Source organism: Pseudoalteromonas sp. RB2-MNA-CIBAN-0110 (assembly GCF_040309305.1).
GTDB classification, from domain to species: Bacteria; Pseudomonadota; Gammaproteobacteria; order Enterobacterales; family Alteromonadaceae; genus Pseudoalteromonas; species Pseudoalteromonas arctica.
In genome coordinates, this window is the sequence record NZ_JBEOOQ010000002.1 from 1 (window position 1) to 13,593 (window position 13,593).

At 39.6% G+C, this 13,593-nt stretch carries 13 protein-coding genes; 3 read left to right on the plus strand and 10 right to left on the minus strand.

What is annotated here, in order from left to right:
- Positions 1-205: 205 nt before the first annotated feature.
- The 6 genes from AAEY68_RS01305 to xerD form a co-directional block, all read right to left on the minus strand.
- Entirely contained in the window at positions 206-388 is a 183-nt protein-coding gene (locus AAEY68_RS01305) for a hypothetical protein (RefSeq protein WP_010553261.1), read from the minus strand.
- A 324-nt stretch (positions 389-712) separates the two neighbouring features.
- On the minus strand, positions 713-2,248 hold the full coding sequence (gene lysS, locus AAEY68_RS01310; RefSeq protein ID WP_007583775.1) for a lysine--tRNA ligase: 1,536 nt from the start codon (positions 2,246-2,248) through the stop codon (positions 713-715).
- 26 nt (positions 2,249-2,274) lie between these two features.
- Positions 2,275-3,373, minus strand: a protein-coding gene (gene prfB / locus AAEY68_RS01315; RefSeq protein WP_096058065.1) for a peptide chain release factor 2 whose coding sequence is annotated in 2 segments (ribosomal slippage) — positions 2,275-3,297 and positions 3,299-3,373 — 1,098 coding nt in all. Because the reading frame shifts where the segments join, the coding sequence is not laid out codon by codon here.
- A gap of 143 nt (positions 3,374-3,516) precedes the next feature.
- A complete protein-coding gene (recJ, locus tag AAEY68_RS01320) occupies positions 3,517-5,238 on the minus strand; it encodes a single-stranded-DNA-specific exonuclease RecJ (RefSeq protein WP_007583770.1) in 1,722 nt (573 codons plus the stop codon).
- An 81-nt stretch (positions 5,239-5,319) separates the two neighbouring features.
- Positions 5,320-6,048, minus strand: a complete 729-nt coding sequence (gene dsbC, locus AAEY68_RS01325) for a bifunctional protein-disulfide isomerase/oxidoreductase DsbC (RefSeq protein WP_024592859.1) — start codon at positions 6,046-6,048, stop codon at positions 5,320-5,322.
- 63 nt (positions 6,049-6,111) lie between these two features.
- Entirely contained in the window at positions 6,112-7,038 is a 927-nt protein-coding gene (xerD, locus tag AAEY68_RS01330) for a site-specific tyrosine recombinase XerD (protein WP_024590718.1), read from the minus strand.
- Positions 7,039-7,132: 94 nt separating this feature from the next.
- Between xerD and fldB the strand changes: the two genes are divergently transcribed.
- Entirely contained in the window at positions 7,133-7,654 is a 522-nt protein-coding gene (fldB, locus tag AAEY68_RS01335; RefSeq protein WP_002961415.1) for a flavodoxin FldB, read from the plus strand.
- Between the two features lie 344 nt (positions 7,655-7,998).
- On the opposite strand, the gene AAEY68_RS01340 is transcribed toward fldB, so the two are convergent.
- The 4 genes from AAEY68_RS01340 to AAEY68_RS01355 all read right to left on the minus strand — a co-directional run bounded on the left by AAEY68_RS01340 (position 7,999) and on the right by AAEY68_RS01355 (position 11,687).
- A complete protein-coding gene (locus AAEY68_RS01340; protein WP_007583762.1) occupies positions 7,999-8,466 on the minus strand; it encodes a YHS domain-containing (seleno)protein in 468 nt (155 codons plus the stop codon).
- A 139-nt stretch (positions 8,467-8,605) separates the two neighbouring features.
- Positions 8,606-9,052, minus strand: a complete 447-nt coding sequence (locus tag AAEY68_RS01345; protein ID WP_024592858.1) for a DUF2147 domain-containing protein — start codon at positions 9,050-9,052, stop codon at positions 8,606-8,608.
- Between the two features lie 165 nt (positions 9,053-9,217).
- Positions 9,218-10,927: a DUF4153 domain-containing protein gene (locus AAEY68_RS01350; protein ID WP_024592857.1), complete on the minus strand. Its 1,710-nt coding sequence runs from the start codon at positions 10,925-10,927 to the stop codon at positions 9,218-9,220.
- 61 nt (positions 10,928-10,988) lie between these two features.
- Positions 10,989-11,687 (minus strand): tRNA1(Val) (adenine(37)-N6)-methyltransferase, encoded by a 699-nt coding sequence (locus AAEY68_RS01355; protein ID WP_024592856.1) that lies wholly within the window; start codon positions 11,685-11,687, stop codon positions 10,989-10,991.
- Between the two features lie 75 nt (positions 11,688-11,762).
- Here AAEY68_RS01355 and srmB point away from each other — a divergent pair, with 75 nt between their 5' ends.
- A complete protein-coding gene (gene srmB / locus AAEY68_RS01360; RefSeq protein WP_350585391.1) occupies positions 11,763-12,989 on the plus strand; it encodes an ATP-dependent RNA helicase SrmB in 1,227 nt (408 codons plus the stop codon).
- Between the two features lie 272 nt (positions 12,990-13,261).
- A complete protein-coding gene (locus AAEY68_RS01365; RefSeq protein WP_010553266.1) occupies positions 13,262-13,582 on the plus strand; it encodes a BON domain-containing protein in 321 nt (106 codons plus the stop codon).
- The last annotated feature ends 11 nt before the right edge of the window (positions 13,583-13,593 follow it).

Here is a 13,593-nt window from a genome sequence, read left to right on the forward strand (position 1 = left end):
ATTCGAACCCTCGATAGAGCTACAAACTCTATACTCCCTTAGCAGGGGAGCTCCTTCGGCCACTCGGACACCTCTCCGTCTTGTGGGGCGTATAATAAAGATTTCAGAAAATATGTCAAACACTTTTCTACCAAAAACGACTATATGGTTATAGATTGCACATATGCTTGGTTTAAAAGTGTAATTAGTTTGAAATTTAAGCGGGTTACGTATTTTTATTTGAAGGATTAACACCTAGCACAGGAACTAAGTCATCAGTTAACTGAGCCAAATACTGTTCTTGGTAACCTAATTGTTGAAATTCAGCAATACAAGCACGGTAGTAAGCATTTCTTTCTTGCTCTGATGTGCATTCTTCTGATAAATCATCTACTCGTTTGTCTTTCATACTATTATTCTAAGTCCTTTAAGAATCTATATTTAGCTGCTAAATACCAAGCAGTGTAAATTTCGTGCGTATTCTAGCTAAAACCTTTACATAAATACAACATATGTTTAAAAAACAATCATACTAAAAAGTTATAGCACTGTTAGTTTTAATATTAAAAACTGCCAATAACAATAAATTAGCGAAGCTGAATTGCACATTAACCAGCACTAATAACTACATTTAATTTTTAGTGTAGTACTTATTAATTAAAATACTAATGCAAAGCAAAAAAAACGCCGCTATTAAGCGACGTTTATTAACTTACTTTGTTCTACCCAAAGCTTAGTCAGCTTGTGGACGCATATGCGGGAACAAAATAACGTCTTTAATTGTAGATGAATCAGTAAACAACATTACTAAACGGTCAATACCAATACCTTCACCTGCAGTTGGCGGTAAGCCGTACTCAAGTGCGCGTATGTAGTCTTCATCGTAATGCATTGCTTCATCATCGCCTGCGTCTTTCTCTTCAACTTGGCGAGTAAAGCGCTCAGCTTGGTCTTGTGCATCGTTAAGCTCAGAGAAACCATTTGCAAGTTCACGACCGCCAACAAAAAATTCAAAACGGTCTGTAACAAATGCATTTTCGTCGTTACGACGTGCAAGTGGAGAAACTTCCCACGGGTAGCCAGTAATAAACGTAGGCTGAATAAGCATGTGCTCTGCTGTTTCTTCAAATATTTCACACAAGAACTTACCTGGGCCCCAAACACAATTTTCAGGAATTTTAACGTGCACTTGTTTAGCGTACGCTTTTAATTCGTCAAAGTGGTTTTCTGGGTCATTAAATACCGCAGCATCAAACTCAGGGTTATATTTTAATATTGCATCGCTCATGCTTAAACGTGTAAACGGTTGCCCAAAGTCGTACTCAACTGAGTCAATTACTTCGCCGTTTTCGTCTTTAGTTGTATTAACTACAACTGCACTACCTAGTACGTTTTCTGCAACCGTACGAAGCATGTCTTCAGTGATGTTCATCAGGTCGATGTAATCAGCGTATGCTTGGTAAAATTCAATCATTGTGAATTCTGGATTGTGACGCGTAGATAACCCTTCGTTACGGAAGTTACGGTTAATTTCGAATACACGGTCAAAACCACCTACCACTAAGCGCTTTAAGTAAAGCTCAGGCGCTATACGTAAGTACATGTCGATATCAAGCGCGTTATGGTGAGTTACAAACGGACGTGCAGATGCACCGCCAGGTATAACCTGTAGCATTGGTGTTTCTACTTCCATAAAGTCACGGTCTGCTAAAAAGCGACGAATGCCTTCAACTACTTGTGAACGAATACGGAATGTTTCGCGCGTTGCTTCGTTAGTAATTAAATCAACGTAACGTTGGCGGTACTTTGTTTCTTGATCTGATAAGCCATGGAATTTTTCTGGTAACGGACGAAGTGACTTAGTTAATAGTTGGTACTCAGTCATTTCTACGTATAAATCGCCTTTACCTGATTTATTTAATGCGCCTTTAACACCAATAATATCGCCAGTGTCTAGTTGACCATATTTTTCTTTAAGATCTTTTTGAACATCTTTAGATGCATACGCTTGTACGCGACCTTTCATGTCTTGAATTACAAAAAACGGTCCACGCTTTGCTAAAATACGGCCAGCGATAGACACAACTTCTTGCATCTCTACTAATTCTTCTTTGCTCTTATCACCAAACTGGGCTTGCAAATCAGCCGTGTAATGCTCACGACGGAATTGGTTTGGATGACCGTTGGCTGGGCAATTTTCGCGTATAGCGTCTAACTTGCCGCGACGCTCAGCGATTAACTTGTTTTCGTCTTGGATTTTATCAGTCATTTTTTAGCTCTTTATTAGCTTGGTGGTTATAGGCCAGATTTAAGGCTGGCTTCAATAAATTTATCTAAGTTACCGTCAAGTACCGATTGGGTATTGCGGTTTTCAACCCCTGTACGTAAATCTTTAATGCGTGCGTCATCAAGTACGTATGAACGAATTTGACTACCCCAACCAATATCAGATTTAGCATCTTCTTGCGTTTGTTTTTCAGCATTTTGCTGTTGTAGCTCAAGCTCAAATAATTTAGCTTTTAACTGCTTCATCGCTTGGGCTTTATTTTTATGCTGTGAACGCTCGTTTTGACACTGCACTACGGTATTTGTTGGTACGTGAGTGATACGAACCGCCGATTCGGTGGTGTTAACGTGCTGACCACCCGCGCCCGATGCACGGTAAACGTCTATACGCAGGTCTGACGGATTCATATCAATTTCAATATTATCGTCAACTTCTGGGTATACAAACGCAGAAGCAAATGAAGTATGACGACGACCACTTGAGTCAAATGGGCTTTTACGTACTAAGCGATGCACACCAGTTTCTGTGCGTAACCAACCGTAAGCGTATTCGCCAACAAAGCGGACAGTTGCGCCTTTAATACCAGCAACATCACCGTCGGTCGCTTCAACTAGCTCAACTTTAAAGCCTTTAGCCTCGCCCCAACGTAAATACATACGAAGTAGAATATTACACCAGTCTTGTGCTTCAGTACCGCCAGAACCTGATTGTAAATCAAGGTACGCATCGTTTGAGTCATGAGGACCTGAAAACATACGACGAAACTCTAAACCTTCTAACTGCTCGTTTAGATCAGTTAATTCGCTTTGCGCTTCGTCAAAGGTATCTTGATCTTCAGCTTCTACAGCAAGCTCAAGTAAGCCTTCAACGTCATCAGTACCGGCTACAAGGTTGTCGATTGTTTCAACAACAGCTTCTAATGCTGACTTTTCACGGCCAAGCGCTTGTGCGCGTTCAGGCTCATTCCACACGGCTGAATCTTCAAGCTCGGCGTTAACTTCTTCTAAGCGTTCTTGTTTAAGAGCGTAGTCAAAGGTACCCCCGAAGCAATTCAGTACGTTCGCGAATTTCCTTGATTTGATTAATCACAGGATTCACTTCAAACATGTACATCACTCCAAAATGGCTAGGTAATTGCGCCCCTTTAAATGGGATTTTCGCAATAAATTATCGTCAAATGATAAAAACGCCCGATTTTAACAAAAAACCGCGCGCTTTATTAGCATTTTATGCATGATATTACATATTTTTTAGTGTACTTTTTCAAGCTCTCTAACTATTAATTGCAGCGTAAATTTACCTCTAAACTCATTTATATCGAGCTGGTACGCTACTTTTACAAACTTCGCCTCAGTATCTGGCCATTCTTTTACATCAATACCAAAAGCAATGGCGTCAACTAAACGACCAGATTGGTGCTTTAACACGAGCTTTAAATGCTTTTCGCCTACTATGCGCTGCTGTATTACTTCAAAGGTATGCTCAAACACCGGCTCAGGAAATTGCTGACCCCACGGGCCCGATTGCTTTAATAGCTGGGCAAATTCCATCGTAAAGCAGTCGTTTGGCAGCTCACCGTCGGTAAATACAATGCAGCGCTTACTTTCTTCACTCAGTTGCGCGCTAACTGCGGCATCAAACGCTTTTTTAAAGTCGTTAAAGTGTTGCTCGTTAATACTTAAGCCGGCTGCCATGGCATGGCCACCAAATTTATTAATCAAGTGTGGGTCGGCTGTATTAAGCCCTTCGAGTAAATCGCGCATGTGTAGCCCTTCAATAGAGCGGCACGAGCCTTTAATTTCACCGTTTTCGCCACCAGCAAATATAACTGTTGGGCGGTGGTATTTTTCTTTTAAGCGACCAGCCAAAATCCCAATAACACCTTGATGCCAATCGTCTTGAAACAAACAAATAGCATCAGGGATGTTATCGTCGCTAAATGCGAGTCTATCAAGCACGGCTTGCGCTTCGGCTTGCATGCCTTGTTCTATTTCGCGCCTTGCAAAGTTTAAGCTATCGAGCTCGCCGGCTATACTACGCGCTTGGTTTATATCGGTGCTAAGCAAGCACGCTATACCCAAACTCATGTCGTCTAATCGCCCTGCTGCATTTAAACGCGGCGCAAGTGAAAAGCCAAAGTCGCTTGCGCTTAAGCGGGCAGCATTGCGGTTAGCCACTTCAATAAGCGCGGTAATGCCTGGGCGTGTTTTACCACTGCGAATACGTGCTAAACCTTGGTGTACTAAGGTACGGTTATTTGCATCAAGTGCCACTACATCGGCAACCGTGCCAAGCGCTACAATGTCGAGCAAGTTAGCTAAATTAGGCGGCGGTTGCTGCTCAAAATAACCTAAATCTCGCATTACGCTTCTCAGCGCTATTAATAAGTAAAAAGCAACGCCAACGCCTGCAATAGATTTAGACGGAAAATCACATTCATGTCTATTTGGATTTACGATTGCATCGGCATTTGGCAGCTGCTCACCTTGTAAGTGGTGATCTGTTACCAGCACTTTTATGCCAACCGCTTTTAAAATATCAATACCGGCAATACACGATATGCCGTTATCTACGGTGATCACTAAATCAGGTTTTATTTGTACTATTTGCTCAGCAAGCGCGGGGCTTAAGCCATATCCTAAGCTAAACCTGTCAGGAATTAAGTAATCTAAATGCTTAAAGCCAAACATCTCAAGGCCTTGCATTAATGTTGCAGTGCTTGTTGCGCCATCGGCATCAAAGTCGCCAACTATTAATATTTGGCTTTGCGCTTTTAATGCTTCAATTAATAAGTCGCTGGCTTTGTCGATATCTTTAAACAGTTTAAAGTCGTGAAGCGTAGCTACGCTGTTATTTAGCTCTTCGGCATTGAATACATTGCGGTTAGCATAAATTTGTTTAATTACAGGGTGTAAATTACTCGGCAGATGCGAGTCGTCAACGTTTTCACGCGCAATGATTAGTTTTTTCATGCAGGGTTTTAACTTATTGAGTCGTATTAAAAAGACAAAAAAAGGCCATTAAGGCCTTTTTAATAATAACTAAGCGTTTAATTACGACGCTTTGTTAGCTTCTAATGATGCTTTTAGTGCTGCTGCTGGCTGGTAACCAGGGATCATTGTACCATCTTCTAAAATAATAGCGGGTGTGCCGCTAATACCAAAGCTTTGACCTAATTGGTAATGCTCTGCAACCGGTGCGCTACAGCCTGCAACTACTTTAGTGCTTGTGCCCGATTTAGCTTCTGTTAGTGCTTCTTGCTGATCGCGTGCACACCATACATTCATTAAATCTGCGTAACCTGAACCTTGTAAGCCACCACGTGGAAACGCTAAGTACTTAACGGTAATACCCGCATCAAGTAAATCGTCTAACTCGCGGTGTAATTTACGACAGTAACCACAGCTAATGTCGGTAAATACAGTAATGCTGTGTTTTTCGTTTGGCGCTTTGTACACAATCATCGATTCTTCGTATTCTTTAAGACCTTCAACACGCACGCCATTTAATGCTTGCTCTGTTAGGTTATTACGATTATTTAAATCAATTAACGTACCTTGCATTAAATATTGACCGTCTGGACTTGCGTAAAGCACGCCCTTGTTAGTAATCAATTCTTTTAAACCCGTTACTGGACTTGGGTTAATTTGCTTTACAGTTACACCAAGCTCGGCAAATTTAGTAATAATAGGATCATTAGCATCTGGTGTTACAGCAACGCCATTTGCAAATGCACTAATACTTGTGCACAACATGGCACCTGCTAACATTAATTTTTTCATAACTTCTCTCTATCCTAAAAATACTTAATATATTGACCGGCTTAATGATATTTACTTTCAAACTTACGCACGCGGATGATGCTCTGCATGTACCGACTTTAACCGTTCATTGGCAACATGGGTATAAATTTGCGTCGTTGATAAATCGCTATGGCCCAACATCATTTGTACCACACGTAAATCTGCCCCATGATTTAATAAGTGCGTAGCAAAAGCATGGCGCATAGTATGGGGCGATAATGGAGACTCAACTGCTGCCAAAATAGCATAGTGTTTAATTCTATGCCAAAAGGTTTGTCGCGTCATGCCTACTCCGCGTTTAGATGGGAACACAAAATCGGTGGCATGTTTTATCATTTGCGCACGCCCACCCTTTAAAAATTGCTCAAGCCAATACATGGCTTCTTCACCCAGTGGAACTAAGCGCTCTTTATTACCTTTACCTTTTACAAACACCACTGCTTGGCGCAAATTAATTTGCTCCATGCGCAGTCCAACAAGCTCACTTACACGCAAACCCGTTGCATAAAGTAGCTCTAGCATGGCTTTATCGCGCAGTCCCATCGCTTCTTCGGTATTAGGCGCATTTAATAATGCCTCAACTTCGGCCTCTGAGAGTGTTTTAGGTAACGACTGCCCTGCTTTTGGCTGAGAAATATTTAGCATGGGGGTGTCGCTAATTAGTTTTTCGCGCACAAAGTACTGATAAAAACGCTTTAACGCACTAATACTACGTGCCGTACTGCGTGGTTTTAATCCTAAATCGACTCGGTGCGCTAAGTAACTTTCAACATCAAGCCCTGTTACCGTCATTAAATTTTCGCCCTTTAAAAATAGGCAAAACTTATCTAAATCACTGCGATAAGCACTTAATGTGTTTTCGCTTACGCCTTGTTCTAAGTACAGGCTATCTAAAAAGGTTTCTAGGTAGTCGCTATTACTGCTCATACTGCTATTATTTTCAAAAGAATCGTCAGATAGCGTTGTCACATTATGCTCTCATGCTTTGCTAAGGTATCAATTAAAAATACCTTACGGTAAACTTGAGCCTATCATATCAGGCAATTACACAGTGATAAATACGATGCAAATTGGTTTATTTTTTGGTTCTACTACGTGCTACACCGAAATGGCAGCAGAAAAGATTCGCGACATTATTGGTGCCGATATAGTTACCCTGCACAATATTAAAGACGAGCCACTAAAAAATGCAGAGCAGTATGACTTTATCATCTTTGGTATTTCAACATGGGATTTTGGTGAAATACAAGAAGACTGGGAGTCAAAGTGGGACGACATAGCCGACGTAAACCTAAATGGTAAAACCATTGCTTTATTTGGCATGGGCGATCAACAAGGTTACGGGCAGTGGTTTCAAGATGCGCTAGGCATGCTACACGACGAAATAAATACGCAAACATTTACTCAACTTGGTTTTTGGCCAAACGACAGTAGTTACGAGTTTGAAGCTTCAAAAGCATTAACGCCTGATGGTAAACAGTTTGTAGGACTCGCGCTCGACGAAGACAGTCAATACGAGCTAAGCGATGAGCGCATTGCAACATGGGTTGAACAGGTAATGACTGAATACGGCGAAACGCTTTAATTAATAAGCTAATAAATAAAAAGAAAAAAGCCCGCAACTAGTTTAGTTGCGGGCTTTTTAATTAGGGCGTGTTGATCTTTGGTGGGTGAATTTGCAGCAGTATGTTTGGTTTTTAGGCAAGGCAGAGCCTATGTAGTGTGGTTATTCCCCATAAATAGGCGATAACGCAGCATAAATGCCAAACATGCACTGCCCTCTGGGTTCTTTTTAGGGGCGATCAACTCTTTGTTGCTCGGTTTTTACTTAGCCCACTAGGTTACAAACCTCGCGCCGCGATTTAATCGCCCCTAGATTGAACAAATTTCAATCCACAAAGATCAACACGCCCTAGCAATATGAGTAATTTATTGAAACGTCATCACATTGGTTGTTTGTGGGTAGTACCCATCTGCCATAACAATGTACGGTAATAAATTACTTAACCATTTTTGCTGCACGCTTTCGCTATAGTTTAAGTAAAGCTTACCTTCGTGAATATAAAATGCTTCTGGGTCTATACCTACAGCGTTACCTTCATCAGCCATTGCATAAGCACACCAACCACCGTATTGCGGTGCATAACGCTTTGGGTTTTCTGCAAATGTCGTTTTGTTTTCTTCACTCGAAAAGTGCCAGTTGGCACCTAAATAACTAAACGTGTATTTGTCGCTGCCTTTAACGGCTTTATTTTGCGTAAAATAAGCAACGCTGTCGTACCCTTTAATAGCCGTGTTATTAAACCAACCCGTATTTACAGCATCATCCTTTGCATTTGCCCCACCGCTTATTAACAGTGCGCTAAGCATTATTAAAGCAACTATGTACTTAATCATCTTTTTTCCTTTATTATTTACTCAAAATTGAATGCCAATTAAATATAGCTGGCTTAGTGAGTAAGAAAGGCAAAGCGCAAAAATGATTTCAGTTAATACTTAATTATTTAACGTTTAGTAATTAAATAAGTAGTAAAACTTACTCTACTTTTAGCCAATATTGGTTTCGGTAAAAAAAGCTAATGTAGCCGCGTACTTCGAGCTTTTTACCTTCATCTTGCGGGGTTAGTTGTAAAGTGTAGGTTTTACCATTTGTTGGATCGAGTATTTCACCGTCTCCCCAAACACCATCATCTTGTGCTTTTACACCCGTGATTATAGTCATTCCTAAAATAGGCTGATCTTTTAACTCATCATCGCATTTACTACATATATCATTTTGTTTTGCCGGGTTAAGAATGGTTTCAACTTTGCCGCTTAATACACCGTTGGTTTGGGTAATACGTACATACGACTTAGCTTGGTTTGTATCCTCGTCAATCGTTTTCCAAAGCCCTACAGGCGTAATAGCAGCAAACACACCTTGGCTTGCAAAAATGGTGGCAGCTAACGTGCTAAGTAATGCTAATTTATTTAACTTTTTCATTGTGTTGCCTTTTAAATTAAGTGGCCAATGGCTAAATCATATCAGGTGATTTATAAACACACTATTAAAGCGCTGTACATAAAATAAAAAACTAAAAGAAAAAACCTAAACTAATAATCATTAGTTTAGGTTTAAGGGGCAGTAGCATAAAAAAAAAGTTACGTATTACCTCACTTTAAAAACAACATCCCCTATTTTTAGATTTGAATATTCAGGCTCAACTAAAGATAATTCGTTATTATCAATCATGCTTTTAAGGTATCTAATCTCTTCAGGATTTTCGACATTCATATACCTTGAGCGCCACTTACCCATGTCGAATAACCAGAAATATGCGGATATATTTTCATTACTTTCGTCAATCACTATAAAATCGAGTTCATCATCTTTGTTTAAATCCATGCCAATGAAATAGTAAGTATGTTCTTTTAAAGAGTTACGATCGTAAAAATGTTGTTCAGAAAATACTGCCTCTATTAAACCTTGAGGTATTAGCGCTTGTGATGGCCAAAATACACTGCGCTCAATAAAATCATCGACTGTGTGTTCAAGCGTTAAAGCAAACTCATTATTTACATACATCCTATCGATGATAGCGTATTGCTCTGGGTGACTCGTTTCAATTTTCTGTTTTAATAACTGCATAGCTAAATAACCTTGGCGACCTAAGCTGTGCTCAAAATAGTAATAGTCAAACTTTTCTATTGTTACTTTATCTGCATCTAAACGCGCTATTTGGCTGTTTGTAGATAAGCTTTGAAAATTTAATAAAGGGGAGTTAACAGCAAGCATACTAACGAGCACCACCCACCCCATCACAATATTTATTTTGCTAAGCGGCTCTAGCCAATTGTCTCGCTTTGTTATAATTCCAACAAGATAACTAAACGAAAAACACGCCAATAAAAACCAAATTAAAATGCCCCAACAACGATCTACTGTTAGCCCATGCTGCTCTACCCGTAAGTAAATTCCATAGGCAGAAATAACACTATAAACGGGAAGTAACGCAACACTTATAAAAACGAGTCGGTGCAAGAGCATGTGATAAGGCCGTACTGATGAGTCATCTTTATAAACAGTGTTAACAAAAAACAACGTGAGCACCTGCAGCCACATTACTAATAAACTGCCACTTCCGGTCTCCCATAATTTATTGAGCCCGGTAAAAGGAAGTGTTGCTAAAAAACCGAGAGAAATAACTGATAAAACAGGCAATAAAAACTTAATTAAAGTTTGTAGTAAAAAAGCGATATTATCTTCAATGTTCAAAAGCTTTCTAAATATGACACTCGCAAAGGCAAATGCGAGCGTTAAGGTTGGGATCCAAAACCATTCATTTCTTAGTAGCTCAGAGAAAAATTCTATATCTAAAATATCAAATAAAGCCGCACCTAAATTTAGAATTCCCCAAAAAATAAGTACAAACAGCCAGCATTCTGCAAAAATTATAAAATTACGCCAAGACAGCTTAAATAAGCTGCTGTAACTAATACTTACCGAGCTGCCAAATTGCTGTATGTACATTAAGCCTTTAAAGCCAGCTATAAGCACTGTAAAAATAAAAACAGAAGTTAAATCGCCATTGCTCACATACTCCTGAGGTTCTTGCTGAAAACCAACATACGCCCCCAATAAAGATAACAACAAGGAAAAAGGAAGGATTAAAAGCAACGACGTTTTTATATTATTTTTATTAACGGTCATTAGCATTAATAAAGGAAAGCTCATAGAAAATGTAATAAGTGAGACTAACCATGTAGGGCTTGTTGCTGGCCACACATTATTTTCTATACTGCTATACAAAAGGGTAAGAGCAATAGCCTGTAATACGGCAAGTATAATTATAAAAGATTTTGGTAACTGACTATCCATATCTGTTCTCAACAATAGGTTTTAGTCAGTTTGCGTTATTCGTTCCTATTTTACAATTGCTTCACATTTTCAAATAAAATGCTTTGCACAGGGCTATATAATCAGCAGTGTAGGTATTATCTAAGTTTCTAATACACAGGGTTGATGATTCTATATCGCTTTTTACGTAGCTAAATGTCATTAAACTGCGGCTAATATCTTTGTTGGGCGTGGCTTTTACTTGGCAATGAGTATTTAAATAAAGCCCATTTTGAGTAGCAAGCTCAATAAATAATGCGCCTTCAACGCTTGGGAGTATTAAGCTAAAGCGAGAACCACTATGGCTTAAATGTTTAAACGCATTAATTAACTCTTCAAAACTTAGGCCGTCGGTATGGCGTGCGGTATTACGCGCAACATTATCGCCTTTTAAACTGTGATTAAAATACGGTGGATTAGAGATAACCACGTCAAATTTAACTTCACTACTAAAGCTTTGAATAGTTTGGTGCGTAATACTTATAGTTGGCCACGGACTATTAGCTACATTTTGTAATGCTTGGGTATAGGCGCTTTCGTCAATTTCTACCGCAGTTATATCAAGCTCATTACTGCGCTGCTTACACATTAGTGCTAACAAGCCAGTGCCGGTGCCTATATCAAGTAATGACTTTGCACCGCTTAAATTAGCCCATGCGCCAAGCAAAATGCCATCGGTAGAAACTTTCATTGCACAGTGGTCGTGTTCAACTTTAAATTGTTTAAATACAAAACCAGACATTTTTTCACCTTTTCATTCACCAAGCGCAGCATAGCGCGTATAATCAGGGTAATTGTCCCTTATTTTAGACACTCTATGCAATTTTCTGAATTTGATCTTGATAACAAGCTACTCGATGCCATTAATAAAATGGGCTACGAGACGCCAACCAGCATTCAACAACAAGCTATTCCTGAAGCACTACAGGGGCGCGATATTTTAGCATCTGCGCCTACTGGTACAGGTAAAACAGCGGCATTTTTAATTCCGGCTATTCAGTACTTACTGGATTTCCCACGTCGTGACCCTGGTTTTGCGCGCGTACTCATTATGACCCCGACTCGTGAGCTGGCTTATCAAATTCATGAACAATGTGAACTGCTAGCTAAACGCACACACCTAAAAATTGGTGTAGTAACAGGCGGTATTAACTACGGCACGCATAAAGAAATTTTTGAAAAAAATAATGATATTTTAATCGCCACACCAGGTCGATTAATGGAATACCTAGAAACCGAAAACTTTCATGCTGAACACGTAGAAATGCTTATTATTGATGAAGCAGATCGCATGTTAGATATGGGTTTCAAAAAAGAAATGAGCCGTATTTGTGACGAAGCTAAAAATCGTCGCCAATGTTTTTTATTCTCAGCAACACTTGAAGGTGACAGCGTAGAAAGGTTTGCTGAAAAAACATTAAACGACCCAGCTCTATTAGAAGCCGAATCGTCACGTAAAGAAAAAGCTAAAATTCACCAATGGGTACATTTAGCCGACGATTATCATCACAAACTTGAATTATTAGTTAATACGCTAAAAAACCCTGACGTAACTAAAGCGATTGTGTTTGTTAAAACTCGCGAACGCTTAGAAACATTGATTGGCGAACTTACAACTAATGATGTAAAAGCGGCGTGGTTACGCGGCGAAATGCCACAAGACAAACGTATGAAAGCCATGGAAAACTTCCACAGTGGCAAAACAAGCATATTAGTTGCTACCGACGTAGCTGCACGTGGTATTGACGTGTCTGACATCAGCCACGTTATTAACTTTGATATGCCGCGTACTGCCGACGTATATGTACACCGTATTGGTCGTACTGGCCGTGCTGGTAAAAAAGGGATAGCAATATCGCTAGTTGAAGCACACGATATTGGTATTTTATATAAAGTAGAGCGCTACGTTGAACAAAAATTAAAACGCCGTGTAATTAGAGGTGTTGAGCCACAGCATAAAGAAGCTAAGCCACCAGCTAAAAAGCGTAAAGATCCAGTAAAAATGAAAGCCAAGAAAAAGGCTAAGGTTAAAAAGAAAAAGTAACCTAAAACATTTTTATACTAAGCCGACTTTTGTCGGCTTTTTAATGCAAGCCTTGCAGGCTCTGCTGTTTGTACCTGTTACATATGTAACCCAAGCATGTAACTCATACTCATTTAAATGTAATTTTTGCCCACCTGAATTCCCACTTAATAAAATTCCCTTATATTTCATAGCGTTAATATTGGCACCGAAATTGTAACTACAAAGATAACCTAGCCGATGGAATTTCCATATTGTGGCTGCACTATTCACCGTAATGTAAGGATTAAGTTATGAACCGCTTCAAGTTAACTATCGCTTTAGTATCATTTTGTTGTTTATTTTTATTAGCTTGCGCTACAAAAGTAAGTGCAGCAACCAACATGGCCGTAGTAAGCAGTGTAGCCACTCAACCTAACTTACAACAAGCTATCACCAACACCCTACGAACTAATCCTAACCTAGCGTTAAGTGATATTCGTGTGCAGGTAAAAAATGGGGAAGTAGATTTATACGGTGAAGCACAAACTGGTTTTCAGCGCGCACTGGCTCAAAAGTTTTTAGAAAATATGGATGGGGTTAAAATCATTCGTAATAAAATTAGTGTTATTTAATACGCACCACA

What these genes read in the sequence shown, in the direction of transcription:
- recJ (WP_007583770.1), bottom strand. Translation starts at nt 5,238, where the DNA reads ATGAAAAAACTAATCATTGCGCGTGAAAACGTTGACGACTCGCATCTG.
- AAEY68_RS01355 (WP_024592856.1), bottom strand. Translation starts at nt 11,687, where the DNA reads ATGTCTGGTTTTGTATTTAAACAATTTAAAGTTGAACACGACCACTGT.
- AAEY68_RS01340 (WP_007583762.1), bottom strand. Translation starts at nt 8,466, where the DNA reads ATGATTAAGTACATAGTTGCTTTAATAATGCTTAGCGCACTGTTAATA.
- AAEY68_RS01345 (WP_024592858.1), bottom strand. Translation starts at nt 9,052, where the DNA reads ATGAAAAAGTTAAATAAATTAGCATTACTTAGCACGTTAGCTGCCACC.
- AAEY68_RS01350 (WP_024592857.1), bottom strand. Translation starts at nt 10,927, where the DNA reads ATGGATAGTCAGTTACCAAAATCTTTTATAATTATACTTGCCGTATTA.
- AAEY68_RS01365 (WP_010553266.1), top strand. Translation starts at nt 13,262, where the DNA reads ATGAACCGCTTCAAGTTAACTATCGCTTTAGTATCATTTTGTTGTTTA.
- lysS (WP_007583775.1), bottom strand. Translation starts at nt 2,248, where the DNA reads ATGACTGATAAAATCCAAGACGAAAACAAGTTAATCGCTGAGCGTCGC.
- dsbC (WP_024592859.1), bottom strand. Translation starts at nt 6,048, where the DNA reads ATGAAAAAATTAATGTTAGCAGGTGCCATGTTGTGCACAAGTATTAGT.
- AAEY68_RS01305 (WP_010553261.1), bottom strand. Translation starts at nt 388, where the DNA reads ATGAAAGACAAACGAGTAGATGATTTATCAGAAGAATGCACATCAGAG.
- srmB (WP_350585391.1), top strand. Translation starts at nt 11,763, where the DNA reads ATGCAATTTTCTGAATTTGATCTTGATAACAAGCTACTCGATGCCATT.
- fldB (WP_002961415.1), top strand. Translation starts at nt 7,133, where the DNA reads ATGCAAATTGGTTTATTTTTTGGTTCTACTACGTGCTACACCGAAATG.